At 42.5% G+C, this 26948-nt stretch carries 25 protein-coding genes; 14 read left to right on the top strand and 11 right to left on the bottom strand.

Going from position 1 to position 26948, the window contains the following annotated elements; all coding sequences use genetic code 11:
• Positions 1 to 39: 39 nt before the first annotated feature.
• The 4 genes from LEP1GSC058_RS04785 to LEP1GSC058_RS19780 all read left to right on the top strand — a co-directional run bounded on the left by LEP1GSC058_RS04785 (position 40) and on the right by LEP1GSC058_RS19780 (position 3704).
• The gene (locus LEP1GSC058_RS04785) at positions 40 to 1419 is read left to right on the top strand and encodes a PAS domain S-box protein (protein WP_016548600.1); all 1380 of its coding nucleotides are present in this window, start codon (positions 40 to 42) and stop codon (positions 1417 to 1419) included.
• Positions 1420 to 1439: 20 nt separating this feature from the next.
• Positions 1440 to 2171 carry a LytR/AlgR family response regulator transcription factor gene (locus tag LEP1GSC058_RS04780; protein WP_016548651.1) on the top strand — a complete coding sequence of 244 codons (732 nt, stop codon included), beginning with the start codon at positions 1440 to 1442 and terminating at the stop codon, positions 2169 to 2171.
• A 121-nt stretch (positions 2172 to 2292) separates the two neighbouring features.
• Positions 2293 to 3000 (top strand): Crp/Fnr family transcriptional regulator, encoded by a 708-nt coding sequence (locus LEP1GSC058_RS04775; protein ID WP_016548338.1) that lies wholly within the window; start codon positions 2293 to 2295, stop codon positions 2998 to 3000.
• Positions 2997 to 3704, top strand: a complete 708-nt coding sequence (locus tag LEP1GSC058_RS19780; protein WP_232224618.1) for a dienelactone hydrolase family protein — start codon at positions 2997 to 2999, stop codon at positions 3702 to 3704. Before LEP1GSC058_RS04775 ends, LEP1GSC058_RS19780 begins: the two co-directional genes overlap by 4 nt.
• A 49-nt stretch (positions 3705 to 3753) precedes the next feature.
• On the opposite strand, the gene LEP1GSC058_RS04765 is transcribed toward LEP1GSC058_RS19780, so the two are convergent.
• Positions 3754 to 4881, bottom strand: a complete 1128-nt coding sequence (locus LEP1GSC058_RS04765; protein ID WP_016548554.1) for a helix-turn-helix domain-containing protein — start codon at positions 4879 to 4881, stop codon at positions 3754 to 3756.
• 208 nt (positions 4882 to 5089) lie between these two features.
• On the opposite strand from LEP1GSC058_RS04765, the gene LEP1GSC058_RS04760 reads away from it, so the two are divergent.
• On the top strand, positions 5090 to 6052 hold the full coding sequence (locus LEP1GSC058_RS04760; RefSeq protein ID WP_039948081.1) for an NAD-dependent epimerase/dehydratase family protein: 963 nt from the start codon (positions 5090 to 5092) through the stop codon (positions 6050 to 6052).
• 36 nt (positions 6053 to 6088) lie between these two features.
• On the opposite strand, the gene LEP1GSC058_RS04755 is transcribed toward LEP1GSC058_RS04760, so the two are convergent.
• Positions 6089 to 7027, bottom strand: coding sequence for an MBL fold metallo-hydrolase (locus tag LEP1GSC058_RS04755; RefSeq protein WP_016548506.1), 939 nt, complete (start codon positions 7025 to 7027; stop codon positions 6089 to 6091).
• A 504-nt stretch (positions 7028 to 7531) separates the two neighbouring features.
• Here LEP1GSC058_RS04755 and LEP1GSC058_RS04750 point away from each other — a divergent pair.
• Together LEP1GSC058_RS04750 and LEP1GSC058_RS04745 are read left to right on the top strand one after the other, a co-directional pair.
• Positions 7532 to 9373, top strand: coding sequence for a PP2C family protein-serine/threonine phosphatase (locus LEP1GSC058_RS04750; protein WP_016548400.1), 1842 nt, complete (start codon positions 7532 to 7534; stop codon positions 9371 to 9373).
• Positions 9354 to 10817, top strand: a complete 1464-nt coding sequence (locus LEP1GSC058_RS04745; RefSeq protein ID WP_016548389.1) for a PilZ domain-containing protein — start codon at positions 9354 to 9356, stop codon at positions 10815 to 10817. The genes LEP1GSC058_RS04750 and LEP1GSC058_RS04745 overlap by 20 nt, the downstream gene beginning before the upstream one ends.
• 72 nt (positions 10818 to 10889) lie before the next feature.
• Here LEP1GSC058_RS04745 and LEP1GSC058_RS04740 read toward each other — a convergent pair whose 3' ends face one another.
• Together LEP1GSC058_RS04740 and LEP1GSC058_RS04735 are read right to left on the bottom strand one after the other, a co-directional pair.
• Positions 10890 to 11441, bottom strand: coding sequence for a YbhB/YbcL family Raf kinase inhibitor-like protein (locus LEP1GSC058_RS04740; RefSeq protein WP_016548709.1), 552 nt, complete (start codon positions 11439 to 11441; stop codon positions 10890 to 10892).
• A 91-nt stretch (positions 11442 to 11532) separates the two neighbouring features.
• Positions 11533 to 12369 (bottom strand): helix-turn-helix transcriptional regulator, encoded by an 837-nt coding sequence (locus tag LEP1GSC058_RS04735; RefSeq protein ID WP_016548536.1) that lies wholly within the window; start codon positions 12367 to 12369, stop codon positions 11533 to 11535.
• Positions 12370 to 12752: 383 nt separating this feature from the next.
• On the opposite strand from LEP1GSC058_RS04735, the gene LEP1GSC058_RS04730 reads away from it, so the two are divergent.
• Positions 12753 to 13559, top strand: coding sequence for an enoyl-CoA hydratase-related protein (locus LEP1GSC058_RS04730; protein ID WP_016548630.1), 807 nt, complete (start codon positions 12753 to 12755; stop codon positions 13557 to 13559).
• A gap of 99 nt (positions 13560 to 13658) precedes the next feature.
• Positions 13659 to 14315 carry a DUF2461 domain-containing protein gene (locus LEP1GSC058_RS04725; protein WP_016548692.1) on the top strand — a complete coding sequence of 219 codons (657 nt, stop codon included), beginning with the start codon at positions 13659 to 13661 and terminating at the stop codon, positions 14313 to 14315.
• Between the two features lie 164 nt (positions 14316 to 14479).
• Here LEP1GSC058_RS04725 and LEP1GSC058_RS04720 read toward each other — a convergent pair whose 3' ends face one another.
• On the bottom strand, positions 14480 to 14857 hold the full coding sequence (locus tag LEP1GSC058_RS04720) for an eRF1 domain 2 (protein ID WP_016548314.1): 378 nt from the start codon (positions 14855 to 14857) through the stop codon (positions 14480 to 14482).
• Positions 14858 to 15141: 284 nt separating this feature from the next.
• Here LEP1GSC058_RS04720 and LEP1GSC058_RS04715 point away from each other — a divergent pair, with 284 nt between their 5' ends.
• Positions 15142 to 16497, top strand: a complete 1356-nt coding sequence (locus tag LEP1GSC058_RS04715; protein ID WP_016548391.1) for a glycosyltransferase — start codon at positions 15142 to 15144, stop codon at positions 16495 to 16497.
• On the top strand, positions 16494 to 17720 hold the full coding sequence (locus LEP1GSC058_RS04710; RefSeq protein ID WP_016548574.1) for a glycoside hydrolase family 57 protein: 1227 nt from the start codon (positions 16494 to 16496) through the stop codon (positions 17718 to 17720). Before LEP1GSC058_RS04715 ends, LEP1GSC058_RS04710 begins: the two co-directional genes overlap by 4 nt.
• 46 nt (positions 17721 to 17766) lie before the next feature.
• On the opposite strand, the gene LEP1GSC058_RS04705 is transcribed toward LEP1GSC058_RS04710, so the two are convergent.
• The 3 genes from LEP1GSC058_RS04705 to amt all read right to left on the bottom strand — a co-directional run bounded on the left by LEP1GSC058_RS04705 (position 17767) and on the right by amt (position 21044).
• The gene (locus tag LEP1GSC058_RS04705; RefSeq protein ID WP_016548317.1) at positions 17767 to 18201 is read right to left on the bottom strand and encodes an adenylate/guanylate cyclase domain-containing protein; all 435 of its coding nucleotides are present in this window, start codon (positions 18199 to 18201) and stop codon (positions 17767 to 17769) included.
• A gap of 133 nt (positions 18202 to 18334) precedes the next feature.
• Complete coding sequence (locus LEP1GSC058_RS04700; RefSeq protein WP_198014379.1) at positions 18335 to 18682, bottom strand: carboxymuconolactone decarboxylase family protein; 348 nt, start codon at positions 18680 to 18682, stop codon at positions 18335 to 18337.
• Between the two features lie 229 nt (positions 18683 to 18911).
• Complete coding sequence (gene amt / locus LEP1GSC058_RS04695; RefSeq protein WP_016548634.1) at positions 18912 to 21044, bottom strand: ammonium transporter; 2133 nt, start codon at positions 21042 to 21044, stop codon at positions 18912 to 18914.
• A 466-nt stretch (positions 21045 to 21510) separates the two neighbouring features.
• Between amt and lsa26 the strand changes: the two genes are divergently transcribed.
• From lsa26 to LEP1GSC058_RS04675, 3 genes are all read left to right on the top strand, one after another.
• On the top strand, positions 21511 to 22308 hold the full coding sequence (lsa26, locus tag LEP1GSC058_RS04685) for a surface adhesion protein Lsa26 (RefSeq protein ID WP_016548455.1): 798 nt from the start codon (positions 21511 to 21513) through the stop codon (positions 22306 to 22308).
• Between the two features lie 195 nt (positions 22309 to 22503).
• A complete protein-coding gene (locus tag LEP1GSC058_RS04680) occupies positions 22504 to 22863 on the top strand; it encodes a hypothetical protein (RefSeq protein ID WP_232224617.1) in 360 nt (119 codons plus the stop codon).
• 250 nt (positions 22864 to 23113) lie between these two features.
• On the top strand, positions 23114 to 23776 hold the full coding sequence (locus LEP1GSC058_RS04675) for a hypothetical protein (protein ID WP_016548540.1): 663 nt from the start codon (positions 23114 to 23116) through the stop codon (positions 23774 to 23776).
• A gap of 834 nt (positions 23777 to 24610) precedes the next feature.
• Here the strand turns inward: LEP1GSC058_RS04675 and LEP1GSC058_RS04670 are convergent.
• Genes LEP1GSC058_RS04670 through cheB form a run of 3 tightly spaced genes read right to left on the bottom strand, consistent with a single transcriptional unit; the run spans position 24611 to position 26934 of the window.
• A complete protein-coding gene (locus LEP1GSC058_RS04670) occupies positions 24611 to 24985 on the bottom strand; it encodes a response regulator (RefSeq protein WP_016548583.1) in 375 nt (124 codons plus the stop codon).
• 12 nt (positions 24986 to 24997) lie between these two features.
• A complete protein-coding gene (locus LEP1GSC058_RS04665) occupies positions 24998 to 25843 on the bottom strand; it encodes a CheR family methyltransferase (RefSeq protein WP_016548636.1) in 846 nt (281 codons plus the stop codon).
• Between the two features lie 5 nt (positions 25844 to 25848).
• On the bottom strand, positions 25849 to 26934 hold the full coding sequence (gene cheB / locus LEP1GSC058_RS04660) for a chemotaxis-specific protein-glutamate methyltransferase CheB (RefSeq protein WP_016548668.1): 1086 nt from the start codon (positions 26932 to 26934) through the stop codon (positions 25849 to 25851).
• Between the last annotated feature and the right edge of the window lie 14 nt (positions 26935 to 26948).

Genomic DNA, 26948 nt, shown 5'->3' with positions numbered 1-26948 from the left:
AGTCAAGTTGCACGAAAGATCTAAATTTGGGTAAAAATTATGAGCGAAGCGAATTTCTATAATCGAATATTCGAAAATGGATCCGGAATTCTTAGCGTATTGGAAAATATCCCGGTCTTGATCATGGCAATCGACGAACACTCCAGAATCGCTTTCTGGAACCGGGAATTGGAGAAAGTCACCGGATATTCGTTTCAGGAAGCCACCGAGGACGCTGAGCATTTTTTTGCCCTTTTATTACCCGATAAAGAATACCGCAAATCGGTTACTGAGATTTTATTAAAATCCGAGAATCATTTTGAAAACTGGGAAATAAAGTTAAGAACGAAAGGAAACGAAACGAAAACCGTCTCCTGGTCGAGAGTTCCCGCACAATCTTCTCATCTGAAGCAAAACAATTGGATCATCGGGATCGACGTCACCCAGAGGGTGGATGTTGAACAAAATCTCCAAAAATCCGTAAAGATCCTTTCTGATTTTCAAACCGCTCTTAACGCAGTATCGATCGTCGCCATCACTGACAAACGAGGAACGATCATTTATTCGAACGATAATTTTTGCAAAATCAGCGGATACTCAAAGGACGAACTTTTGGGGCAGAATCACAGAATTATCAACTCCGGCTATCATGATACGGAATTTTTCCGAAACCTTTGGCAAACCATCTCCAGAGGAAAAATTTGGCGTGGAGAAATACGCAACAAAGCTAAGGACGGGCGCTTTTATTGGGTGGATACTACGATTTCCCCTATCTTCGACGAAAAAGGAAAACCGTTTCAATATTTAGTAATACGTAACGAAATCACCGAAAGAAAAGAGGCGGAAGAGAAAGCGCGCCTGGCCGAACATAGCCTCAAGACATTCCAAGATCGTATGAGTCCTCATTTTCTCTTTAATACTCTCAGTATCATACATTCTTATTTGGAAACGAATTCAGCTCTGGCCGATTCCGCGATCTTAATGTTGGCGGAAAACTATCGCTTTCTCATCGACAATGCGAGTAAGCAATTGGTCCCGTTCGACATAGAATGGCAATTTATGGAAAATTACATTAATCTATTGAAATTGCGCTTTCAAGATTTTATGGACGTGGAAATTTCCAAAGAAGGTGATTTCCGAAAAAGCGTTCTGCCTCCTTTGATTCTACAACCTTTAGTGGAAAATTCTTATATCCATGGAATTCGAGACAGAGACGGAAGAGGAAAAATCTGGGTTAATGCGCTGATTGTCGGAGATAGAACGACGATAACGATTCGGGATAACGGTGAAGGAGTTAAATCCACCGTAAATCATTCCAGAACCCTTGGCAATATATCGGAAAGATTGAAATACTATCTTTCCGGATCCGAACTGAAAATCGAGAATCATCCGGAAGGTGGAGCCGTAGTTACAGTGACTTTTGATAAGCCGAAAAGCTAATTATTTCAAAACAGGATACGATGGAAACTAACGCTAAAGAATTAAAAATTTTGATCGTGGAAGACGAGGCCCCCACTCGTGATTTACTTGTCAGTTACTGTCTCAGTCGTTCCGAATTAAAGCTATCGGGGATCGCTAAGGACGGGGCGGAAGCGTTAGAAAGTTTGCAATCCACCGATTTTGATCTCGTTTTCTTAGACATTAATTTACCGAAACTTTCCGGCTTGGAAGTTCTGGAAAAACTGGAAAAAACTCCCTATATTATATTTATAACTTCTCTCAGAGATAAGGCGATAGAAGCATTCGAATTCGGCGCCCTTGACTATTTGCTCAAGCCGTTTTCGAGAGACCGCTTCAATAAAGCGGTGGATAGAGCCTTGGAATACATTAGCCGGGAAGGAAAGCAGGAAAACAGCTCTTTTAACGAACACGGGTTGTTTATTCTGGAAAAAGAAAATTATTTCTTAATCCCTTATAAGGATATAGCTTATATTTCCTCCAGAGATAATTTCAGCGTAATTCATACCGACGAGAAGGAATATGTAACTTACAAGTCTCTAAAAAATTTAGAGACCAAACTGCCTCCCAGCAAGTTTCTACGGATATTCAAACAATATATCATCCACCTGGAATATCTCGTAAGGCTCCAAAGCGACAATTCCGGAAATTACACCGTTTTTCTGAAAGACGAGGACGAAACCCAGCTTCCGGTCGGGCGAAAATATATCTCCAAAATTAAGGAGCTTTTGTAGGCGTTTCCCCCTGTAATTCCGCCGAAAACCCGTCCGTTCCGACGAATGGCACCCACCCCATTGACTATCTCTCAAATCCGAAGTAAATACCTTTTGTAAGCATTAAATCGAGGTATTTAATATGGCATCGGCACTGGCATACCAAGTAACGGAAGATAGAATTCCGCTCTCGACCAACTGGTCAACGTTTCCGGCTTGTTCGAAGGATTTGTACGAATCTCTTTTGCATCCGCGATTCGGAAAACGTACCTTCAAGTTTCCTAAAAAAAGTATCCTTTTTAACGAGGGTAAGCCGACTACCGGATTATACCTGATCCTTCAAGGTACCGTAAGGACTTTTAAGGATTCGCCCAATGGTCAAAGACAACAAACTCTCAAAATCTATTCTCCTGAAAGCTGGGTAGGACTTAGAGACGCGATCTCGGAGGACTACTATAACAAAACCGCCGAATGTCTGGAAGATACCGTTGCCGTATATATCGATAAGGAAGAAATGAAAAAAGCCTTTAACCAAGACTTTTCCTTCCAGACTGAAATCACGAAGTATATCGCAACCGAATGTCGCGCTGCGGAAAATCGAATCTATTCAATGGGAACCAGACAGGTCCATTCCAAACTCGCCGAGTTCCTGCTATCCCTGAAAGAAAAATACGGCTCGGAAATTAACGTAAAATTCAGCCGGGAAGTGATGGCAACTATGATCGGATCCAAAACCGAAACTCTAGTAAGGGCATTAACCGATCTAAAGGGAAAAGGTTGGATAGAAATCGATAAGAATATGATCTCCATTAGGAACGAAGAAGCTCTATTAAAGTTAATGGAGACTTGAAACTAGTTATTCCGATGGATCGTTTGTCCATAATGGTACCTAAACAAAAAAACGACTCGGCGAGCCTGTCAATTCCTGTCCATCTTGTGACCTTGGATGCAAATCTCGACATTCCCGACGGAGCGACGAAACTAACCCTGCTCGTTGAAGGCGCGGCAGAAAAGTTAGGAACCCGCTCCGGAATGCATTTTAATAGACTTCGAGATAAATTGCGTTCGGAGAATATCGCGACATTAGCCCTGGACAGTCTCTTGACTCGCGAAGAAAGATCGATCACCTTAAACGAGGTCGATACGAATCTTTTGAAAGATCGATTATTGACGGTGGTGAATTGGATTCGCGGGTACGATAAGACAAAAAACTTAAAACTGTTTTGTTGCGTTTCCTATGATGCGGCGACGTACGTTTTGAAAGCAGTGATCGAAAATCGACTGAAACTCGAGGGAATCATTTCCATTTCCGGAGATCTGAACGGATTCGCCGAAAAAAATAAAGTGGCGGAACTCGACATACCGATGCTTTTAATCTTTGGAGGGTTCGACTTTTCGCGGATCGAAAAAAATAAACAGCTCTTTATAGAACCCAAAAAACAAAAACGAGAGATGGAGATAGTTCAATTATCTTCCGGTCTTTTTACGGAAGAAAAGAAATGGGACCAAGCTATGGACAAAATCGCAATCTGGTTGAATACCGTCCGTTCATAGAATAATTCCCTTCTTTATTCAAATCCCTATAAATAACGTTCTCATTGTCTTATCCCTTCAAACGAGATTCCCTATATTCTACCGGCGACATCCCGGTGAAATTTTTAAACGCGGAATGAAAGGATGATTTGGAATTAAACCCGACCGATAACGCGATCGTTAATACGGATCGACCCTTTTGTTCGAGTAACTGTTCACAAGCCTCTTTGATCCTATATTCATTCACGAATTGATTAAAGTTCTTCTTATATTCCGAGTTGATGAATTCGGATAATTGTTCCGGAGTAATTTTCGGTCCTTCGAAAGAAACGAGAGATGCCAGCATGCTTAATGTCAAATCCTCCGTAGTATAGACTCTCTCCGTCTCCATACAAGTCCGTAACCGAAAACCGACTGCGCTTCTATCCAAGCCTGTCAGCCTGGATTTTCTGGTTCCGATCAGGGACTTTGAAAATTCTATGCCCAAAGGAAATCGTTGGGCATAGAAATAGATTCCGCAAATGCTTAGGGTAACGATCATAGCGCCGTATCCATGAAGATCGCTTTTTAAGCGACCCAGCCATTGGGCGTACATGCTAAGTCCTGCGCCCGCTCCCCCTGCGATCGATAGAAGTATGATGCTCGCCCGCTGTCTAGGCCAATCCGCGTCCTTTCCGGTTGCGGAACTTGCATGTACGACAAGCAGACCGGAAACCAAAATCGATAGAAATCTCGGTCCGTACGAAAATAATCGGAGAAGCAAAGGTGGAGTAAAATTTTCATTCGGATCCGCCCAAACTGCGAGTGCCAATTCTTTCCAGGACAGCTTTTCCTCGTTTGCCCAGTAACCTAAATAATACAGCTCCAGCAAAAGGGAGGCCACTGCCAAAAGTAACGAAATGAATCCCCATTTTTTAGATTCGAAATCCGGCTCGGATAATTTCCGTCCGAAGGCGTAAAACAGAGGAACGAATGCATATGCCGCGGGAAGATTCAGTAGAGAATAAGGAGCGAGAACTTCAGGCGGAGAATCCAAGAGATTCAGAGCGGTTTGCCCCTGCCAAATTCCCAATAAGAAAAGCATTCCGGCCAGCAACCAATAGATAGACGTTTTTCCGCTCTTAAAGATTTGCCCCAGCGCAAGTAACCAAGCAAGGCTTGCACCGAATAGAACGGAAAATCCTAGAATTCTATTCATAGTAGAATAGAATTACGCAATCCATTCTCCTAGCAATTACTATACGAGCATAAATTTCCATCTTTGGCGGTCCGAAATCTTGATTCAGGACGACAGCTTCCGAAAAATCCGGCATGATCATTTGAACAAGCGCCGAAACGATTTAAATCCTCCACCGGAGAGAGTAAAAATTGGAAAATTCAGCCTAGATGAATATTATGGAGAGAATATGAGATTATTTATTACCGGAGCATCCGGCTTTGTAGGAGGAGCGATCGCAAAACGACTAAAAGAGAATCATTCCATCTTAGCGCTTTCTCGGTCTGCAGAAACCGATACAATCCTAAAGAAGTCCGGACTAGAAGTCTTTCGGGGAAAGCTAGGAGCGATTCCTCCCGAAGCATTGCGAGAAATCGATGTAGTTATTCATTGCGCGGCCTTCGTAGGGCCTTGGGGAAATCGAAATGATTTTTGGGAAGCGAATGTGGATGGAACAAGTCAGCTCTTAGAGGCGGCAAAAACCGCAGGAGTAAAACGCTTCATCCATATGGGGACCGAGGCAGCATTGTTCCACGGCCAAGACATGATTAAGATCGATGAAACCTATCCCTATCCGAATCAAACTCCCTACCTTTACAGCGAAACTAAAGCCGAAGCCGAGAGACGTGTATTAGCCGCCAACTCCGATAATTTTAAAACGATCTCGCTACGACCTAGATTGGTTTGGGGTCCGGGTGATACTTCCGTTTTACCCGTATTAAAGAAAATGGTTTCCGAAGGAAAATTTCTTTGGATTAACGGAGGAAAAGCCCGAACTTCCACCACCTATATTCAAAATTTAGTATATGCGACCGAACTCGCTCTCACTCAAGGAGTCGGAGGACAATCTTACTTCGTTACCGACGATGAAGATCAAACTTTCCGTTCGTTCTTAACATTCATGATGAAAACCCAAGGTATAGATTTGCCTACAGGATCCGTCCCGGCCTTCTTAGCCAGGAGCCTTGCGTTCATCATCGAGGGGATTTGGAATCTATTCCGGATTCAAAGCGAACCTCCCCTCATGCGATTCGCGACCGATATTATGGCGAAGGAATGCACGATTAAGATCGATAAAGCGAAACGCGAATTAGGCTATGTCCCGAAAATTTCAGTCGCACAAGGCCTAATCGCAATGAAAGAATTCGGATAAAATTCTAAGCAGAAATGATCGGATCCAAATATCCGATCATTTCTGACGGTCAGAACCGACCGCTAAAGACTGATGACCCGGATGCACTTTAATTCCGGGAAACTTGGCGACGATCTCCTTAAGAAAGTCCAAGCTCTCTCGGTTCAGATCTTGGTTTTCAGAATAATCTCCGGGAGTTACCGAATGCTCCCATCCCCAGCGGGTATGGCAGGTATCGCCAGTGAGCAATTGAAGTCCGGAGGTGCTCTTTACCAAAAACGCCAGACTTCCGACCGTATGACCCGGGACCTGTAGAATATAGAAAGATTGGTCTCCGAAGAAATCCAAAACCCTTGCCGAATTTCCGTCTCCTTCGGTAAAGGTAAGTTCCTCTAGCGCAGGCGCCGGACCTAAAACCTTATCCGTTGTCCCTTGCACAAACAGATTCAAAAAATTACGTTTTGAGGTCTCTCTCTTGCCTGTATAAATAGGAGTTCCTGCCGGGAAATCGAGAGCTCCGAGAATATGGTCTAAATGAAGATGAGTCAACAGAATCCCCTTAACTGGTTTAGATTCCTTTTTTAGCCATTCATCGGCGGTAAGATGTATCTTTAAATCGTTCGCATTCATAGCCGACGCAACAAGCGAGGATATAGGCCATTCTTTAGGATCTTTACGGAACACATCCGCGATTCCAGTGTCGACGATATAGCGACCGAACTTAGGATGGTCTATCACGTAAAAATAAATTTGAATCGGCTCCTTACCGGACTCGAGCTTCGCTTCCTTAGCTTTCGGATCCTTTAAATTAATTAAACCGGATCTTTCCGCCTTCCAATCCGCAGCTAAAACTTTTTGAAAAACGATCGGTCCTTTTTCCTCAGCATTACCGGTCTGGAGGGTGCCGGGTTTTCCTCTCGTTACCTGTAAAGCAGTATGGGAAGTAACGGAACAGGATAAAAATATCGCTACGCATAACAAAGATAAGAATTTCATACGAACAGATTCGACTTAGAGCACAGGAAAGCAAGGGATTTTCACGAACCATTTCCCGGGTAGTAGATCTTTGTAAACGTAAATCAAAGAAGAACGTAGAAACGAAAGATCGCTTTTATTGCGGATCCCTTTTTTAATTCACCCTTCTTGGGCGGCGCACTAATTCCATAAATTACAAATTCGCGTCGAACTCCCTTAAATTAGCTGTCATGAAATTTTCTTATTGATTCAGTTTCGAACGAACTGATGATCGTTGTGCGGCGCTCCTTCATCCATCATTCTTAATTTTTTGAATCGTTGTTTCGCCACCTAATCAATACAAACGTTTTAAATAAAAACATTGTTTTCGATTTATTAATTATTTATTGACGATCGTATATCCCTGATTAGAATAGCGGAAATTTTGAAACACTTCTTCAGGAGCGCTTTCAAAACGTTAGTCTTGTTATCAACAATAAAAGACAAATCCGATTCATAGCTCACTTTCTCTGAAGGATTGAACCGATGCTCTCACAGGAACAAAGTTTCCAGAAATTCGTTTGGACTCTGGAGAAGAAATGGATTCAGATCGTTTGCGTACTGGGTTTTACACTCGTTCCTATTTTCGGCGGTTTGGATTATTTCATCATCCCTAGAGAATACCTGGATCAAAACTTAACCTACTTTCTAACTCTAAGAGCCGCCGCAAGCGTCATCGTCTTCATACAATTTATTATTCTGAAATATTCCAACCCGAATCCCTGGAATGCGATTCACGCGTACGTGTTCACTTTCGTCGTTGGCGGAATCATCTCTCTTATGACGACTCGGCTTGGAGGCTTTGAATCTTCCTACTATGCCGGATTAAACCTAGTTTTGATCGCCGTAAACCTGTTCCTACCTTGGAACGCGTTGAAAGGAAGCTTAAACAGCCTAATCATAGTCGTTCAATACGTGATATTAAATCTAATTTTTGATAAGGAATACCAGGTCATTTCGATCATTAATAATCTTTATTTCATGTTAGGAACGATCATCATTTCGGTCACGATCGCTCACTTCAAATTCACATTAACCAAATCCGAATTCGAAAAGATGGATTTAATCAGTAATCTAAAATCCCAGCAGGACGGTGATTATTTTTTAACTTCGTTAGTTTTACAACCGCTGAGCTTAAACTTAGCCAAAAGCGAATCGGTTCATATAGAATTTTACACCAGCCAAAAGAAGAAATTCGTCTTTAAAACATGGAAACAAGAGATTGGCGGAGATATCTGCGTTTCCAACGTTATTACTTTAAAAGGAAGATCCTACGTCGTCTTTGTGAATGCCGATGCGATGGGAAAATCCCTGCAAGGAGCTGGCGGTGCGATCGTTTTCGGCGCCGTTTTCCATGCAATGGTGCAAAGAACCAAAATGATGGAAGTCCTGCAGAATCAATATCCGGAAAGATGGCTTAAGAACGCCGTCATCGAACTTCAGAAGACTTTCGAAAGCTTCGACGGGGCGATGATGATTTCGATGGTCATCGGCCTTGCGGATGAAGAGTTAGGGTTGGTTTATTATATCAACGCCGAACATCCCTTTCCGGTTTTATACAGAGACGGAAAAGCCGTCTTCTTGGATTCACAGATCTATTTCAGAAAAGTCGGAATGTTGGAACTGAAGAGCAAACTCTTCGTCAGCCTATTCCAAATGGAACCCGGTGATTCGATTATCCTAGGTTCGGACGGTCGAGAAGATTTGATGGTATTTGATCCTGGAATTAATTCCAAGACAATGGTGGAAGACGAAAATTTCTTTTTAGATAAGGTCGAAAAGGGAAAAGGAGAACTGGAAGGAATCGTTGCGGAATTGCAGAACTCCGGAGACATTATCGACGATCTATCGCTTTTAAAAATAACGTACCAGCCGCAACATTCTCGAGTCGAAATCGGTAGTCGAAACGGGAACGATCAATCATCCGAGAATTCTTCATCCATTAATAATTCTGAGAAAACTCTGGATTCTCTAAAGTACATCGTGTCTTCCAATTTAAAAGACGGAGATATCTCCAAGGCGATCCAAGCAGCGAAAGAAATCGTCAGGATCTCGCCTATTGAATCCAATTATCTCTACTTTCTTGCAAAAAATCTAAATAAGACGAAAAATTACAAAGACTCCATCGAATATGGAGAACGATTTCGGTACCGAAACCCGAGCCATGTCAACAACTTGATAGTATTATCCGATTCTTATAGAAGAACCGGAGATATGAAACGATCCGAACTTTTATTAAGAGACGTCTTTTCTCACGAACCCGAGAACACGATCGCATTGAATCTTTTAGGAAGGCTAAAAACTCATAATGGAAAAAACGTCGTCTAACCAAATAGAAGAAACGATTGAAAAGCAACTTCCTAAAGAAGAGGTCTTTACACCCGCTTATCGTTGTCAGTATAAAATACATTCCTTAAACGGAAGCGAATGTACGATCGAATCGTTTCTGAAAGACATATCCAAGCACGGTACTCGAATCTATAACCCCGAGTCTTTGCCCGGAGAAGAAAGAGTCGGATCGACGCTTGAGATGAGTATCTATACCGATGTTTTGCAGTATAGCCGAAAACTAAGCGGAGTGATTCGGTGGGAGAAACATACGGATACTGGATGGGAGTACGGTGTCCAATTCGACGAGCCGATTCATCTTGAATTATTTCGTTCCGTTCACGACTCCCTTTTGGGAATTAAAAATAAAGTGGAATCGAACGAACCGAAAACTCCGCATAACGGATCGCTTTCCATCGTATTTCAGGCGAAGGAAAAAATCCAGTCGATCATGCCGCTTCTTACCCAAATGGAATCCAGCCTAAACGAATACGAGTATGCGGTCGGATATAACTTAAAAGAAGAGATCTATAAGGCCACTTACACTTTATTAAGCCCGATTTACGAATTCCTAAAGATCAAATCGAACGAATTGTATCACGAGCTTTCTCCTAGCGAGATCCAATATAATTTCCAGTACATTCGCCAAGAACTAAAGGACTTTTTATTTTTGGATCCTTTCGTCAAACGAGCCACGCTGAAACCTCTCGGTTACGCCGGAGACTTCGAGATGATGGATGCAATCTATAGAAATACGAGCGAGGGGACGAACTTATTAGGTAAAAGCCTACATAAATGTACCTTAAGTCTAAAATCGGCGCAGGCGGTCTTTCATAGACAAAACTTCTTTTATAGAACGATCCTGGATCGGTTGAAGAAAACCGACGGAAGAATTTTCGTGTTATCGGTGGCCTGCGGCCCCGCCCGCGAAGTGGTAACGCTGGTTCGTAATGCGGATCAGTCCCTACTCGACAAACTTAGTATCTATCTGCTCGATCAGGATCCGAGAGCGATCACCGAAGCAAAACACGGGATAAGAATTGCACTACTGAGAAGTAAGAAACAATTGGACTTTCATTGTTTAAATGTGGAAATCGCGCGATTCGCCGCAAACCCGAGAAAATACGTTTCTAATTCGGAAGTGGATTTGATTTATTCGGCTGGATTATTCGATTATATTAAAACTAGAACCGCTCAAAAGATTTGTTCTCATCTATACTCCCTCCTGAATCCGACCGGAGAAATTTTCTTGGGGAACTTTTCCGCCGACTCGGATGAAATCGGAATCATGGAAGTGATGGATTGGAGTTTGATCTATAGAACGGATGAAGAGCTACTTAGTTTTGCTGATACGATCTCAGGTCCAAAAACCCTCGGCGTCATCGACGATGCTCTCCCGCAAAAATTCTTTTACCTAACGAAGAGTTCTCCGAGCGAGAATTAAGATAACTTGACATTCGTATGAATCGCATCGGAAGCCTCAGGAGAGGCGACCAATGCGAATTTGAGAATCGGCTTATTTTCTTCCGAACTTAGCGGTTAGTTTACCGTCTGCTAACTTCATCGAGTTGATATAGAATCCGACAAGAGCTCCAGAAGCGTCTTGATCTAGCGGAATCTTATCTTTCAAAGCGATCACTCTGAAAATGTATCGATGAGGTTTTTCTCCGGCAGGAGGACAAGGACCGCCGTATCCGGGTTTTCCGAAATCGGTACGACTTTGGATCGCGCCTTTTGGAAGAGTTCCTTTCTCATTTCCTGCCTTGGAATCAAGACTTGTAATATCGGCAGGAATATTGAAGATCACCCAATGCCACCAACCGCTTCCGGTCGGAGCATCCGGATCGTAAACGGTTATAGCAAAGAATTTGGTGTCTTTAGGCGCCCCGGTCCAATGAAGATCCGGCGACACGTTATCTCCCGAACAACCGAATCCATTAAAAACTTGAGCGTTTGTTATGACTCCTCCTTCTTTAATGGAACTACTGCTTACTTTCAAATCGGAAGCAAATGCGGAACTCGCGGAAAGTGCAAAAAGTAATGCAGCCACCTTAATATTGAATCGCATGATAAAAACCTCCCAGTTCTTAACGCAATCCATAGACTAAAGTTAACTGGAAACTATGCATTCCAATTTTCCTCTAAAACCGCAAGAGAAGTCAAACTCGATCAAAGATTGTGCCGATCCGCTCATCCTGTATCTTATTTCTCCGGAAATCTGCCGGAGAATGACCGAACCTGTTCCTAAATCGAACTGCAAATCGGGATGCAGATTCATATCCGACTTCCTTGGCGATATCGCCGATTGATAAATCCGTCGATTGCAATAACGACAAAGCGTGAGACATCCGTACGTCTATTAACAATTCGGAAAAAGATACGCTCTCCAGAGCCAGCTTCCTACGCAAAGTCGCCTCGCTGATCTCCATCTGACTCGCAATATTGGCGGCCGACCAATCGTTTGCCGGAGCGGAATTAAGCACCGATCTCACTTTGTAGGCTAGCTTGACCTGCGAAGAAATATGAAATCGTTTTCCATATTCGCCTAACCATAGTAAGACTTCACTCACCCTATGAGCGGCGATACTTGAAGGAATACTTCGACTAGTCGTTATGGACTCGGTCGCGAGTTCGAACGCTTCTAAAAATCCCGATTTTAGAGACGTCATCGTAAACGCGATTTCAATCGGCTTGAGGGAATTTTGCGTTTCGCCGAATTGTTTGATTATATTCGGATGAAATGCGAGCCAAGAAGCCTCGAAATCTCCGGCTGCCGGAGCGTTGACCACATCAAAAGATTGTCCTCCCGCAATCGCAACGGCTTCACCTTCCCTTACTATGGATTCAAAGCCGTCTCGACGTAATGTCTTTATTCCTTTCTTAATGTAGACGAGGGTCGGCAACTCCGTTACGACCCTCGAAAGGTATAATTCGAATTTCTGCCTGACGGATGCAGTGATACCGACACCCTCGCGCGAAGTAATCGTTCGCTTCATTCGCACCTCCGAAAAGTATTCGCTAGTAAAATTTGGATCCGATTTTTATCGCTTTTAGAATGGAAATCGAGAAATCGATAAGTGTAAGACACAAAAACTTTGTAGCATAGAATCTCGGACATGCATCGAAATTTTTAATTCATCTTTGATAAAATTCGAGCGTGCTGAATGAACGTTCGGGATCGAATAAGAATATAAAATCAAATGAGTCATAAATTGACCCGTGTCTATATGAAAATCGAACAAAACGACGTTCGCTGAGAAATCCGGAAAATTATTTACATGTTTCCGATTCTTTTCTTCTTTTCCAAACCGTCGGTAAATGTATCGTTAGGCGCGAATCAAAAGCTTATATCCCAAAACTTTGCGACGGAGAGTTTCCCATGAGTCAGGCCTCAGTTCTTACACAAGTTCTGCCCGTAAAAAATGGTAACATTTTCGAAATTATCATCAACCGGCCGGAAGTACATAATTGTGTGAATGGAGAAACCGCCGAGCTTCTCCTCTCTGCCTGGAAACGATTCCGAGACGATACAGACTTGACGGTGGCAATCCTGCGAGGGAACGGCGAGAAATCGTTTTGTGCCGGCGCCGATCTGAACGCGTTGGAAACTCTTATGGATATCAACGGTACGAACGATGAAATTCGCCATTGGATAAAAAATTCAACCGGCCCGATGGGAGGATCTAGAGTAGTCCAACGAAAACCGGTCATAACGGTTTCACAAGGTTATACTTATGCGGGTGGGCTCGAATTATTTTGCCATGGACATATTCGAATTGCGGAAAAGCAGGCGATGTTTTCCGTTGCCTGCCGACGTTGGGGAGTTCCACTCGCGGACGGTGGAACCGTTTATCTCCCTTGGTTAATCGGCCCCGGATCCGCTTTGCCTTTAATTATCACCGGCCAACGAATTCGGGCCGAAAGAGCCCAGGCTATCGGGCTGGTTTGGGAGATTGTTCCCAAGGGGAAAGGAATCGAAAGAGCCAGGCGATACGCGGAACAAATTTGCTCCGTCCCTAGAGATGCATTGATGGCCGATCTATCCTCCGCGATAGACGGATATGGACGACCGTTAGAAGAAGCTTTGGAAATAGAGGCAAGAGGTATTTATCCCGTAGTAACGAGTGATTCATTTCGGGACGGCGTTTCAAACTTTCAAAAGGGAGAACGGTTTTGGTTTAGATAAACGACCGAAAAACGATTTCGCAATTAAGAAAATTGCGATCCGAACGAATCATGAGGATTATGGAAGAAGTATTCTGTTTAGGAAAAGAAGAAAACCGAAATGCACAAACAAATATTGGATTTCTTGAAGAATCTATCCAAAAATAACAATAGGGATTGGTTCAAGAAAAACGAGATAACTTATCGCTCCGCGTTAAACGAATTTTATGACTTTGTAGACGAGTTGATTCTTGGAATACAAACTTTCGATCCAAGCATACGAAATCGAACCGCGAAGGAATGCGTATTTCGAATTTACAAGGACGTTCGATTTTCGAAGGACAAATCGCCTTATAAAACCAACTTCGGAGCCTGGATCAGTCCTGCAGGCAAAAAGGAGGTTTCGGCGGGTTACTATATTCATATCGCTCCGGGTGAATCGATGGTCGCCGGAGGTCTATATCTCCCGCCTCCTCCTGCCTTACTTTCCGTTCGAAATGCCATCGCAACGGATTCAGAAAAACTCCGCAGCATAATCGGCGCGAGGAGTTTTAAAAATCAGTTTAAGGAACTCGAAGGGGAACGATTAAATACCGCCCCGAAAGGATTTTCGAAAGATCACCCCGATATCGATTTACTCCGCTTGAAAAGCTTCATCGCAACCCGCAAATTCAGCGATAAAGAAGTGTTAGAGAATCGTTTCATAAATCTTTGCCTAAAGTCCTTTGAACAATTGCTCCCTCTGAATCGGTATCTGAACGGCGCTCTCAAATATTAACGGATATTGTGAAACGACAAGACAAGGATTCTTTCACATCTTAAGAATCCTGATCGTCGATTCAACCCCGAACTCAAGGAACAGCCTCCCTAAATGGGAAGGCTCGCTAACATTCGACGAGATCGAATACGAATAATCAGGCCAATGGCTGTAAAAATGACACCCTAAATCTTCAGATGATGCTCGTGAAAATATTCCTTGGCGGATTTAATAATCTCCGGCGCCGATGGATGGTCCATCGTAACAACTCCGATTACCTTCTCGGCCAATTCCGGTTTATGCGATTCCAAATACGATTTGAAATGGTTTTTTGCCATACCGGGTCCTGCAATGAGCAGATCGCCAACTGCGCCTAGCTTTTGGGAAACTTCATGGAAGAAATGTTTTATTTCCTCGTTATGGATCTGATCAATTCTATCCAAATGGTTATCATGATGTTTCGGCTTAATTCTATCCAAGTCGGTATTCATTTCAAACGTATCTTTCGTAAAAACAAACCCTTTTGCCTGTTCCGAATCTATCCAAAGAATTGAATGTTGCATATTTCTCCTCAAACGGTTCTTCCATTATAGCTTAAATAACGCTTATTATAAAATAATTAATATCTGTTCTATCGATGCTTTTTGTCAACGATCCGTAGTAGATGCTTTAATCGGAAGGAATTCATTCAGCTAAAACCTGAATCGAAAAAGCAACGCGATATTTTCACCCGGTATATTACTCGATTTCCTTATATTTAGGCAGATCGCCACCCCGCTAGTTGCTTAATTCCAAAAATATAGTATTACTTATCATTGTTAAATGACATGGAGCCCGAGTAGTAGCCGTGAACAATATCGATCAAAAAAATACTCCTCCTAAAAACATATTCATGCTGGGTTGGGAATACCCGCCCCATATCGCAGGAGGGCTCGGCGTTGCCTGCAAAGGGATCGTAAATTCCTTATCTAAACTAGGGCATACGATCTTCTTGCTAGTCCCGAAACTCCATGGGGACGAAGAGCAAATCGACGGGGTCAATCTACTAGACATAAATTCGGGCTGGCAACTTTTGGGCCAAGAAGACCAAAACGAATTAATTCAAAGTCACTCATTCAATGCTCAAGAAAGCAGCGATAGATTGAATTTCTCTCCGTACAGCACCTTTACTGGCGGAAACGATTATACTTATCGTTCTTCGGAAACCTTAGTAGGGAGTGAAGAAAAGATAGGAATAAAAGAGAACCGCACGACCGCGATTGCTCCGATTCATATATCCGGCGGCTACGGTCCGGTCATATTTCACGACATTCATAAGTATGCGGACTTTGCAGCCAAAGTTGCTGGCGTATTGCAACCGGATTTGATTCATGCTCACGATTGGATGACGTTTCCGGCCGCTAAAAAAATTCGAAACGCGCTTCCGGCGGAAATCATTTTACATTTTCATGCTACTGAATATGACAGATCCGGCGAAAATCAAAACGATTATATAAAGTCCATAGAGAAAGACGCCTGCGAGTTCTCAGATAAAATCATCACGGTAAGCGATTATACTAAGAATTTATTACAAGAAAGATACCTAGCGAATCCCGATAAAATCTTCGTCGCACATAACGGCGTATCCGAAAACGAAGAGTCGGAAAACTTCGAGTGTCAGGAAACGAGTATCGACGATCCGATCGTATTGTTCTTAGGGCGAATCACATACCAGAAAGGACCGGATTACTTTATTCAAGCCGCCGCAAAAATCATTCGCGAAGTTCCGAACGTTCGGTTCGTTATGGCGGGCACCGGTGACCTTCATCACAGAATGATCGAGTTGTCCGCAGATTTGGGAATCGGAAAGCATTTTCACTATACCGGTTATCTGAATAAGGAAAGCGCGCATCGACTTTATGAGATAAGCGATCTTTATATTATGCCCTCGGTTTCGGAACCGTTCGGCTTAACGGCATTGGAAGCCATGTCGCATAATCTTCCTGTTATTCTATCAAATCAATCCGGAGTAAGTGAAGTCGTTAATCAATGCCTGAAAGTTAACTTTTGGGACACCGAAGAACTCGCCGCAAAAACGATAGCCTTACTCAAAAATAGAATGTTAAGAGATCTAATGGGGCAAGAAGCCAAGAAAGACGCCTCAAAACTTACCTGGCATAATAATGCAAAAAAAATCGAAGAAGTGTATAGGAGAAAAGTATGATATCAGTTTGCTTTTATTTCGAGGTCCATCAACCGTTTCGCCTAAAGCCGTACGGATTCTTCCAAATAGGAAAGGATGATACTTATTTTGATGACGAAAAGAATTCGGCGATCTTAAGAAAAGTTGCCGAAAAGTGCTATTTGCCCACCACTCAATTGCTTCTGGATTTGATTCGGGAACACAAGGACGAATTCAACATTACGTTTTCGATTTCCGGAACCGCTATCGAGCAGTTTAAGAAATGGTGCCCTGTAGTCCTGGACCAGTTCAAACGCTTGGCCGATACCGGTAACGTTGAATTTCTTGCGGAGACGTATTACCACTCGTTATCTAGTCTTTTCTCGGAAAGAGAATTTTACAGACAGGTTCAAAAGCACCGCAAGACGATTAAACGGGAACTTGGAGTTTTGCCTGAAGCTTTCCGCAATACGGAACTTATATATTCCAATCATATTGGAAGTTTAGTAAGAAATATGGGTTATTCGGTAATGCTAATGGAAGGCGTAGATAGACTCTTGGATTGGAGAAGCCCTAATTTTCTCTATAAGGCTAAATACGAACCCGGTTTGAATTTGATGTTAAAAAATTACCGTTTAAGCGACGATATAGCGTTTCGGTTTTCTGAAAGAAGTTGGAGCGCTTATCCGTTGAAAGCGGATAAATTCTCGAATTGGGTTCATTCAGTCGCCGGAAACGGAGAATGCATTAACCTGTTCATGGACTTTGAAACATTCGGAGAGCATCAATGGGCGGATTCCGGAATCTTCGAATTTCTAAAGCAGCTTCCGTCTGAGATAAAAAAACATCCCGATTTTAAATTCAATACGGTTTCAAGAGCTGCGGAGAATTATTATCCGACCGGGGACATCGATACTCATGAGCCCGTTTCCTGGGCCGATATGGAGAGAGATACTTCCGCCTGGTTAGGCAACTCAATGCAACGCCAAGCTTTGGAAGCCGTATATGAGCTGGAGGATAAGGTCTATAGTTTCGGGGACGAAGAGTTGCTGGATACGTATGGGAAATTACAAACCTCGGATCATTTTTATTATATGTGCACTAAGTATTTTAACGACGGCGATGTGCATAAATATTTTAGTCCGTATTCTTCTCCGTATGACGCATATATCTATTATATGAACGTTTTACAGGATTTCCGTCAAAAGCTGAAAAGAAAAGCAGCCGTTGCTTCGGAAAAACCGAAAGTTTTACAGGAAGCTTGACTTCGGTGGAATGAAATTTCAGCCCCTCAAGTATGCGAGGTCTTCATCAACTGACGACTTCGTATACTTGACTAGATTTGGATTTACCCTTAACGGTCACCTTGCCGAGTTTATTAAACGAATATTTCTTTTTGTTCCGGAGTTTCTTATAAGTCTCTTCGCTTAACAAAAGAGTCGCTTGAAGCTCCTTAGTCAAACCTTCGATGCGTGATGCAAGATTGACGGCGTCGGAAATAACCGTACCGTCCATTCGCTCCTCCTCGCCTATCGTGCCCAACATAAGCGTTCCCGTATGCAAACCGATTCCGATTCGAATTGGCTGGTATTTTCGCTCTTTCCTAGAAAGGTTTAGATTTTCCAGTTCATTTAACATTTCCATGGCGGCCTGCAACGCATCGTCCGGGCCGTTCGGAAACAAAGCCATGATCAAAGATTTTCTATAGATAACGAACATTCCGAAATTGGAATTGAGGGATGACATTCTTCGCTTAGCAATACCACGTTTCACTTCCTCTCAAATCGCAGATTTAAATGACGTTTAGAAAGCGAACATAGTTACCCGAAAAACAGGAAAATCCTAAAATTCCCTCTAGCACGTTCGTTCCGGCTAAAAGTCATGGGCTTTCTGTTTTGGTCTTATACGAATCGATGACTCTCGCGGAATATATAAGTGCAGCTCCCGCGTTGACCGCAATTGCAACTCCTAAAGCTTCGGTTATTTCTTCTTGACTTGCTCCATGCTTAATTGCGGCGTCGGTATGAGCTGCGATACAGCCGTCGCATTGCCTGGTAATTGCGACTGCTAAAGCTATCAGCTCGCGAGTTTTACCGTCTAAGAAAGCTGTCTTTGAACCTGCTTCACTAAGCGCCCTATAGCCTCGGAGAATTTCGGGACTAATTCTTCCGATCTCAGCAATAGTCGTTTGCACTTGTTTTTGATATTCGTTCCAATCGAGCATCATTACCGGTTACCTCTCTTTGAACGGACCTTATTTTCAGGAAGGCAAATTCGAAATAAAAATAATCCACCCATTTATCCAGACTGTCAATATTCTTTTCGCCAAGGGAAGAGATAAATTATGGATAGATAAAATAAAACTATATGAAAGTCAACAATTCAGAAGATAATAATATTCTATAAATATAATGTTTCGGTATTTCAGAATATTATTTCTACGAAATTCCTTTTTTTTAAATCTTATTTCTTTGAATTCCGATCACAGAAATATCGTCTTGTTTAGGCAGACCGTCCAAAAAAGAATCCTGTTCTTTTAGGATAAAATCTATTCCTTGCTGAACGGGCATCGAACTGGAAAAACGAATCAAATTTTCGACCCGTTCTTCGCCAAATTCCTCCTTCTCGGAATTCCATTGCTCGACCAGTCCGTCGGTAAAGAGAACCAATCTTGCGTCATCCGATAAAGTTAATTCGCCAAACGCATACCCGCTCTTAGCCACTGCCCCGATAATTCTACCGGTTTTTTCCAGCTTCTCTATTTTGCCGGACGTAATTAAATATTGCGGAATATGACCGGCGGAGGCGTAGCGGATTGTATTTGATTTGGTGTCGATGTCCAGAACTATACAGGTCAAGAATTGGTTTAAGTTCCTGAACGAATATAAAAACTCGTTATTCAAATGATATAATATTTCTCCAACACTATAAACTCCTCGCTTTAACGATTCATAAATTGCTTTAATTCCCATGGTAATCAAGGCCGCCTGGACTCCATGTCCGGTTGCGTCGGCTAAAAATATTCGGGTTAAACCCGGTCTTAATTCTACGATATCGAAAAAATCCCCTCCTACTTCGGCCAAAGGTCTGTATCGGACGATAATTTCCAGTTCGCCGATAGTTCTGTCTTTTTGAGAAATAATTCCTGCTTGTATTTTCCTAGCGGTCGTTAAATCGCTTTGGATAATGCTCAAATTCTGCTCGAGTTCCCTCGCCAGAAGCTCCTTTTCCTTAATATTATTCCGAATCTTTTCCAAGACTAGATTATATCTTTCCGCAATCTGGCCGACTTCCGTAAACGGCTCGATCGATAAATCCTTGCTAAGATCACCTGTTCTCTTTTGATATTCCATTTCCAGAAATAGATCCAACAACTCCGTGGTTGCTCGATGTTCCGTAAAATTCAAACCCTGTAGTTCGTTTTCTTCGGAAACTCTTAATCGATAAAATCGATTGACTGTACTCAAAATTACGAAACTTAAACCGAAAGCCAGAATACCGCAAGCCACGATTCCGAGCAATTGAACTTGAATCTGATCCAAGCGATTCAATCCGGTCCCAAGTATTTCAAGATTTCCGAATATTCCAACTGCAAGCGTTCCCCAGATACCGGCGGCTAAATGAACCGGAATCGCACCGACAGCGTCGTCCAGTCGCACTTTATCCAATAACACTCTAGTTTCAAACATTAAGATTCCTGCCACGAAGCCGATAAAAACCGATTCGAACGCCGTCACTGCATGGCAAGAGGCGGTAATTGCCACAAGCCCCGCTAATGCTCCATTTAAAGGTAAAGTAGCTTCCGCGTATCCTAACCTCACCCAACCGAAAATTAGAGAAGCCGCCATCCCGCTGGACGCCGCCAACATCGTATTGGCCAAAATTCCCGGGATCTGAGCCGAAAATGAAAGAGTACTTCCACCGTTAAAACCGATCCAACCGAACCATAAGATGAGTGTGCCGAGCATCGCGAGAGGAAGATTATGACCGGTGATACTCCGAACCGTCCCGTCGGCAGCGTATCGCCCCACTCGATTACCCAATAATTTCATTGCGACTAGGCCGACCCAACCCCCAACGCTATGAACTACCGTAGAGCCGGCAAAGTCCACGAAACCGAGTTTCCCTAGCCATCCGGTCATCTCTTCCCAATTTCCTAACGTTCTTCCCCAAGCCCAATGCCCGAATATCGGATAGATCAGAGAGGAGATAACGGTCGCCACAATAATGTATGCGCCGAACTTCATTCGTTCCGCAACGGCGCCGGACACGATGGTCGCAGCAGTTCCACAGAACATCAGTTGGAATAGAAAGAATACCGGTATATCGGGTTGGGAAAACGAGAAGGTAGGAAAGTAAGTGTTAGCGCCGATTAGACCTTCCGAGCTTGCCCCGAACATAAAGCCGAAGCCGATGGAATAATAAACGAGAGTTGCAATTCCAAAATCCGTAATATTCTTTATGGCTACATTGATTGAATTTTTCGTTCTCGTTAATCCGGATTCAAGGCAAAGAAAACCGGCCTGCATAAAGAAAACGAGACTGGCAGATATGATAATCCATAGAAAATCGAAATTCGTCTTCAACATTCGGGACTTTTATTCATTCTGGAAATGGAATGGCAAGAATCATTTCAAAGTTTTCAATTTTTCAGATAGGCCATAAGCGAGCTCGATATCAACGCTCAACACATTACAAAAGCATAACTATTTTGGCGGAACTACCTACATCAAATTCGCGATGAACGACGCTGTTTCCGGTAAAATATTCCGGATAGAATTCTGCCGATACCTACAGCTTAATTACTACAAAATGAACAACCTGCACGCTTTAGAATCAATCTTGATTCACGTTTTTTTGGGTAAAAAGCCCCGGTCATTTCCGCCAATTTTCAACTCTTTAAAACCGAAAAGCAGACTAAAAAGGTCTAAATCTCCGTGCCGATTAAAGCCGGAAATTTATAGAATCGCTATCGATGGGTAGTTTTGGAGAGAATAACCGAACGGGTGCTTGTTTAATTAACGAAGAGCGTTACGTCAAATTGGTAGGCCAAGTATGAATATAAGACAGATCCTTTATTTTCCGATATCTTCGATACTCTACTTCTATCTTTCGACTCCTGTCTCCGCGTTTGGAACGTTTTCGGAAGGTTGGATGGTCGCCAAGTTAATTCAATTCGAAAGCAGAGGAATAATCTATGAGTCGTACGAAGGCATTCTAGAAATAACTTACTTCGATCCTTTAGAGAATTGCGAGGCCGCGAAGGACGAATGCTTCACTCCGGTTAAAAAGAAAGCGGCCTTTAGCGTCCGACCTGAAAACGCAAATCTAGTAAATTTCCTTAGCAAGAATCTAAACCAAACCATATTAGTTCAATATAGAATTCACCGAATCAAAGCTATTGCATTATCCACCGATCGAGAAATCGTCGATGCTCAATTCCAGGAGAATAACCTACCCAAGATTTCCAAAGTTAGGGATCCGAAAGAGCGCCTTACGGTTTGGATTCACGCTAACGAAGATGCAACTTCGGACAAGTTCGTAGATAGAAAAACGGGTGGAAAAAGAAATTTCTCAGTATCAGGAAGAATATTGAGCCTCGAATATAAAGGGACACTGGTCGGAACCTATGAAGGACTCTATCTCGACGAATCGAGAGGTAAAGTACACCCATTTTCAGTCACGTCTGAGGAAATGGCAAGTTACGCGTGGCGCGCGCTCAAATATAACGGAAAATATTACTTAGGCATCTCGGTTGCATACGTAAGCGGGTTACGGGAATCCGACTATGATCTTTTCGAAATCAACTTCAAAGGCCCGGCAGGCGCATTAGAAGGCGCACAACCTAAATGATCGTCAATTTATCGACTGTCCGATATGCATAAAGACTTCGGAGAAATCAAATAACGGTTCGTAAGAGTTTTGTTTTTGTTTTGATACCTGATTGAAATTCTTAAATAAAAGCGAAGTAAGTTTTCGTCTTGACGTTTATTTTTAGAAATGGTCTTTCGAGACGAGGTTAAGCGAATGTCTCTTTTGCGGAGCAGAATGAATCAAAGTGTTAAATTTGGACGAATTACCGTCCTTTTAGTAATACTTTATTCCGTATCGATGGACACGATCATCGATACGATCGACATTTGTAACGGAAATTGGACAGGCATTTCGCAAACCGTTCTGCGAGCCAAACCCGGTAGGCATAATCTCAAAGATCATGATGGTCTTTTTTCCGGATCATATTTCGAAGCACAGACGCCTTTCGATCTTCAAAATAAATTCATCCCGAAATCCGGATTCGAACTTATACTAGTTAATCGCATTTCCGTTTTTTTAGATCAACTTCAAGTTTCCAATTCTTCACAGTTATTAATCCAATTACTTATATCTCTACCTCCTCCTACCGCGTAATTCGACGGAGGAAAATTATCCGTCCCGGCCAAGGAAAGCTTCCGCTAGTCCTTTCTTTAAATTTTTGATAAGACCAGGACCCCGCGAATGAGTTTCGTTTCAAAGAGTGTTATCGAAAAGAGATATTTCGAATCTTTCTAGTCGAAACAAAATACGATCCCGCACTCGAAAATTCAGTCTCGCCAATGAAAAACGGACAAAAGTCCGGAAGGCGGAAAACAAAAGGTAGTAGACTATTCTTTATAATATTATGATAAAATATATCGCTATTTTTATACAATTCGTCAATCTACTGTCTTCGTGCTCCGGCGATAATTTCGCCGAGGAAACCGGCCCGGCAAAATTTCGTGAGAAAACCGTAGCCGATTATTTCTTTCGCCTGCCCAGGGATCTTCTCGGCTTCGGACTAAAGACCGATGAGCAGCGTATCGCCGCATTACTTAGTAGCAAGAGTCCGTACGACACCAAGGGAATCGAAAAATATTCGCTAATAGAATCTTCGGCAAACTATCTCCAGTTGCGCGCAGGTTTACTGGAAGGGACTTCTGATATTATTTTGGCATCTTGGAAGAATACCGAACATTCGGATATTATCGGAATCATACGTACATATTCGGACACCGATTCTTCTAATACCGTATCACTCAAATTTTACACTAACGAGGGTAATAAGTGGAAAGAGATTACTGAGCAAATTTTCCCGGGAATAAGAACGGAATATTTTGAACCGATTAACGTAAAATCATTCCCTAAAGAATCTACCCCCGCACATATACATTGCTCCATAATTCGGAACTATAATGACATTGCTTGTCGCTTTTCATTAGTCGGAGAGAATCCGGAAGATTATTATAAACGACCATCGATCGTTTATCACTGGGAAAAGAACCGCTTCGTCCTATTAAAAGAATAGAAATCGGAAATTCTCGAATCCGGCAGCAATACGGATTCATATTCTAAATATTCTCTACCGCATCTATCTTAAGAGAGTAATTAAGATATTGCATATCTCTGAACAGAAATATCTCCTCAACACGACAGACAGAATCATTTAAAATAAATTTCCGAATCCGTGAAATTTCCCTTTCAACTCATAACTCTAAATAGATAAAATAAACCTGAATTCCCTACTTAGTTTCCAAACAATGGGTTTTCCAGAATAACAATCCCGTCTGATCCGAGTCAATTGCCGCTTTACACTCTTGCGCAGAATTGTAGCTCCCTAGCTGCACGCTCCCGCGAACCGAATAAAGCCACAAAATCCAAAGGCTAGCTAACAGAATAAATTTGTTCATCGTTTAAATTCCCCCAAAATTTTCAATCCGCTTACTTATCCGCTGGTCGACTTAAACTTAAATTGGTTATCACAGTCTTCACTAACGTAATTTTTATATTTTCTTTATATTATAATTGACGAATAAATAATTCGGATTATATAGATATTTTTATTGATAAATGTCCATAAATTCCCGAAGCGGATAGTTAGGATTTCGGGTAAAGAGCGAGAATTGCATTCTTCGCAAGAGATATCGGATTTTAGTATAGCGACTCGAAGAAAAGAGGGCAAATTAAAGTAAAGTATGTTTAATCCCCCCGAATCTTAGGCTTATAAATTGCAGACTATACGCCTTGAAATTTCGGTCTTTTTTCCTAGCTACCAAGGCAGACTTCAGAATATGGAATCGAACGTTTCTCTTATCGGTAGTGGGTGCCGAAATGCGAATTCAATTTCAGTTACTATTAACTATTAGGCGATATTGGATTGGAGAACTTGTTTAATAATATCCAAAAATTGAATTGGACGAAACGGTTTTACGATCCAGCCGTTCGCTCCGGCTGCCGCGCCATTCTGCTTCATGCTTTCCTCCGACTCGGTAGTGAGGGTAAGAATGGGGACTTTTGTGTCGATTTTTCTGAGTTCTCGTATGAACGTAATTCCGTCCATCACAGGCATATTGATATCGGTGATCACCAAATCGAATGGACCTTCTCCGAACTTTTCGATCCCTTCCTTACCGTCCGAAGCCAAAAGAACGTCATATCCGCCCATTCCTAAAGTTTGCTGCACTAAACTTCGCATGGTCGCGGAATCATCTACTGCGAGAATTCTAACTGTACCCATATTATATCTCCTTTAGAATAATGTTACACTTGTTGAATTAATTTCATAGTAACGACAAAGCCCGAACTCGCGAACGATAAAATTATTCGAGAAGCCTGAAATCGATTCGGCAGACCCGACTATTAGAAAACTATCATGATTCATCGATTTATAAATTTTTGCAAACAAATTTGCTCGTTCCTTTGAATCGAAATAATAAGAAACATTTCTGCAAAGAACAAGATCGAAACCGGAAGGGAAATTCGGAGAAATCAAATTGTGTTGTTCGAATTCCACGATTGATTTAATTTCATCCTTTATTTTAAATTGTCCGTCTTCCGCTTTCTCGAAATATCGGTCCGTATGATATTCCTCCAATCCGCGACCGATTTCAAAAGGAGAATAGCAGCCCGTTCTCGCTTTTACGATTGTTTCCTTCGCGATATCGGTGGCGAGAATTCGAACATTATCAAATAAATGAGGCAATCTTTCTTTTATTGCTATAGCGATCGAATACGGTTCCTGCCCGGTGGAACAAGCCGCACACCATATCCGAATTTTCTGATCTTTCAAATCTTTAGAACGTTCTTCTATGCGTTCGACTATTTCGGGAAGTATCCGTTGCGTGATCGCATCGAACATACTTGTATCGCGAAAGAATTTTGTTTCATGGGTAGTGATCCTCTCGATGACCTGATCCCTGAATTCTTCCTCTTGGTGGTTTTCGAATTTCTTTGAAAAATCGAGAAAGGAACTAATTTGATGATCGGTCATCATATCTGATAATCGAGTTTCGAGAAGATACAACTTCTCCTCGCTGAGATAGATTCCCGTCGCTCTCTGTAGGACGTTTACAAAGTGTATCATCTCCTCCTTCATAAAATCTACACTCTTCCCATCGAATCGGATATTTTATCTGCAATACCTTGAATATCCAATACTTCGTCTACTAATCCGTCCTTAGTCGGTCTATTAGGCATTCCGAATACGACACAACTTTCCTGGTTTTGAGCCAACAATAAACTTCCGGACTTCTTCATTTCCTTCATTCCGATATATCCGTCCTCGCCCATCCCGGTCATAATGATGCCGATCGATTCCTTCGGAAAATTCTCCGCAATCGAGTTGAATAATATATTAACCGATGGCTTACAAAGCTCTTCTAACGGACCGTCGAACACGTTTGCTTTAGGTCCCTTTTGACTTTTAAGAATCTGAAGTTGTTTGCCTCCGGGAGCGATATAAACGGATCCGCTTTCGAGGATCTCTCCGTCTTCCGCTTCTTTAACCTTTAAGTTGGTGACTTGGGAAATATTTTCCGCTAGATAGCTCGTGAAAAGAGGAGGCATATGCTGGGCAACGACGATACATCCTTGCAACTCGCTTGAAACTCTGGAAAACAAATCTCGCAAAGCTTGAGGCCCGCCTGTCGATATGCCGATGACGCAAATTGCATATTTCCGTCTGGAAACGCTTTTTGGAATACTACGAATGGAATCAATTTTCGTAATATTCTTCGCTTTACCGTAATTCTGCGCATAAATGGCCTTAATCTTAGCCGTTAATTGTTCCAATGCCTCGCCGATCCGTTCGGCAGATTCGGAAACACCGTCCGGTTTAGATACGAAATCTAAGGCTCCCATCTCCATGGCCTTAATTGTGACTTTAGCCCCCTCCATCGTGAGAGAACTAAGCATGATCACGTTCGTAGCCGGATAGTTTGCCTTAATTTCACGTAAAGTCTCGATGCCGTTCATCTCCGGCATTTCGACATCCAAGACCACGAAATCCGGTTTAAGATGCGCGATTTTAGGTAAAGCATATTTACCGTCTATCGCCGCTCCGAGGAATTCGATCTCAGGGTCTTGGGAAAACGCCGCCCTGAGTAAATTTCTATAAACGAGAGAATCATCTACGGCCAAAACCGAAATTTTCTTCTTGTCTCTCGTCGCTTCCATAGGGAACCCCATCGTCATTCCTCTTT

This window comes from Leptospira fainei serovar Hurstbridge str. BUT 6 (genome assembly GCF_000306235.2).
GTDB classification, from domain to species: domain Bacteria; phylum Spirochaetota; class Leptospiria; order Leptospirales; family Leptospiraceae; genus Leptospira_B; species Leptospira_B fainei.
The sequence above is the reverse complement of the archived record's forward strand: the minus strand, read 5'-3'. Positions and strand labels throughout refer to the sequence as shown.

Coding starts and splice junctions, on each gene's coding strand:
- LEP1GSC058_RS04730 (WP_016548630.1), top strand. CDS start 12,753: ATGAGTCAGGCCTCAGTTCTTACACAAGTTCTGCCCGTAAAAAATGGT.
- lsa26 (WP_016548455.1), top strand. CDS start 21,511: ATGAATATAAGACAGATCCTTTATTTTCCGATATCTTCGATACTCTAC.
- LEP1GSC058_RS04760 (WP_039948081.1), top strand. CDS start 5,090: ATGAGATTATTTATTACCGGAGCATCCGGCTTTGTAGGAGGAGCGATC.
- amt (WP_016548634.1), bottom strand. CDS start 21,044: ATGTTGAAGACGAATTTCGATTTTCTATGGATTATCATATCTGCCAGT.
- LEP1GSC058_RS04780 (WP_016548651.1), top strand. CDS start 1,440: ATGGAAACTAACGCTAAAGAATTAAAAATTTTGATCGTGGAAGACGAG.
- LEP1GSC058_RS04705 (WP_016548317.1), bottom strand. CDS start 18,201: ATGTCATCCCTCAATTCCAATTTCGGAATGTTCGTTATCTATAGAAAA.
- LEP1GSC058_RS04740 (WP_016548709.1), bottom strand. CDS start 11,441: ATGCGATTCAATATTAAGGTGGCTGCATTACTTTTTGCACTTTCCGCG.
- LEP1GSC058_RS04745 (WP_016548389.1), top strand. CDS start 9,354: ATGGAAAAAACGTCGTCTAACCAAATAGAAGAAACGATTGAAAAGCAA.
- LEP1GSC058_RS04670 (WP_016548583.1), bottom strand. CDS start 24,985: ATGGGTACAGTTAGAATTCTCGCAGTAGATGATTCCGCGACCATGCGA.
- LEP1GSC058_RS04775 (WP_016548338.1), top strand. CDS start 2,293: ATGGCATCGGCACTGGCATACCAAGTAACGGAAGATAGAATTCCGCTC.
- LEP1GSC058_RS04765 (WP_016548554.1), bottom strand. CDS start 4,881: ATGAATAGAATTCTAGGATTTTCCGTTCTATTCGGTGCAAGCCTTGCT.
- LEP1GSC058_RS04675 (WP_016548540.1), top strand. CDS start 23,114: ATGATAAAATATATCGCTATTTTTATACAATTCGTCAATCTACTGTCT.
- LEP1GSC058_RS04710 (WP_016548574.1), top strand. CDS start 16,494: ATGATATCAGTTTGCTTTTATTTCGAGGTCCATCAACCGTTTCGCCTA.
- LEP1GSC058_RS04735 (WP_016548536.1), bottom strand. CDS start 12,369: ATGAAGCGAACGATTACTTCGCGCGAGGGTGTCGGTATCACTGCATCC.
- cheB (WP_016548668.1), bottom strand. CDS start 26,934: ATGGGGTTCCCTATGGAAGCGACGAGAGACAAGAAGAAAATTTCGGTT.
- LEP1GSC058_RS04665 (WP_016548636.1), bottom strand. CDS start 25,843: ATGAAGGAGGAGATGATACACTTTGTAAACGTCCTACAGAGAGCGACG.
- LEP1GSC058_RS04700 (WP_198014379.1), bottom strand. CDS start 18,682: ATGATGCTCGATTGGAACGAATATCAAAAACAAGTGCAAACGACTATT.
- LEP1GSC058_RS04755 (WP_016548506.1), bottom strand. CDS start 7,027: ATGAAATTCTTATCTTTGTTATGCGTAGCGATATTTTTATCCTGTTCC.
- LEP1GSC058_RS04720 (WP_016548314.1), bottom strand. CDS start 14,857: ATGCAACATTCAATTCTTTGGATAGATTCGGAACAGGCAAAAGGGTTT.
- LEP1GSC058_RS04725 (WP_016548692.1), top strand. CDS start 13,659: ATGCACAAACAAATATTGGATTTCTTGAAGAATCTATCCAAAAATAAC.
- LEP1GSC058_RS04680 (WP_232224617.1), top strand. CDS start 22,504: ATGAATCAAAGTGTTAAATTTGGACGAATTACCGTCCTTTTAGTAATA.
- LEP1GSC058_RS04750 (WP_016548400.1), top strand. CDS start 7,532: ATGCTCTCACAGGAACAAAGTTTCCAGAAATTCGTTTGGACTCTGGAG.
- LEP1GSC058_RS04785 (WP_016548600.1), top strand. CDS start 40: ATGAGCGAAGCGAATTTCTATAATCGAATATTCGAAAATGGATCCGGA.